We start from the raw sequence: 668 nt of genomic DNA, 5'->3' as shown, positions 1-668 counted from the left end.
GCCGTGGGCTCGGTGACGTCGCCGAGCAGGTCGGCGAAGTAGCGCTCGTGCTCGGCGCGGTCCACGGTGGATTGGGCCTGGGCGACGAAGGTGCGGAACGGCAGGGGCTCGGGCAGCCCGTCGCCCCGGCCCGCCAGGAACGCCTGCACCTCGTCGAGGACGACCTGGAGCGCGGTGTGGTCGCGGACCGTGTGGTGCATGCGCAGCAGCACGAGCCAGCGGTCACCGCCGGGGTCGGCCGCCACGTGCAGGTCGAGCAGCGGGGCCCGACGCAGGTCCATGCGGGCGCCGCCGGTGGCGACGAGGTCGGCGACCGGGTCGGCGCTGTCCCGGTCCAGGGCCACGTCCTCGACGGGCAGCGCGGCGCGGCGCCACACGACCTGGACCGGCTCGTGCAGGCCCTCCCAGGCGAGGGACGTGCGGAAGATGTCGTGCCGGTCGACCACGCGTTGGAGGGCGTCGGTGAAGGCGTCGATGCGCTCGCGGGCGTCGAACTCGAAGACCGCCGGCATGACGTAGGCGTCGTCCCCGCCCTCCGCGAGCAGGTGGTGGAAGAGCAGGCCTTCCTGGAGCGGGGCGAGCGGGTAGATGTCCTTGACGTTGGCGGCGCCGCCCTCGACGGTGGCGACGATCCGGGCGACGTCATCGGCCGTGAGGTCGACCAGCGG

Annotated in this window: 1 protein-coding gene; it reads right to left on the bottom strand. The window is 74.1% G+C overall.

Going from position 1 to position 668, the window contains the following annotated elements; genetic code table 11:
- Positions 1–668 (bottom strand): condensation domain-containing protein (locus tag IEZ15_RS44205; RefSeq protein ID WP_229846619.1); only part of this gene is annotated, 668 nt, incomplete at both ends.

The organism is Streptomyces atratus, from assembly GCF_014648655.1.
Taxonomy (GTDB): domain Bacteria; phylum Actinomycetota; class Actinomycetes; order Streptomycetales; family Streptomycetaceae; genus Streptomyces; species Streptomyces atratus.
The sequence above is the reverse complement of the archived record's forward strand: the minus strand, read 5'-3'. Positions and strand labels throughout refer to the sequence as shown.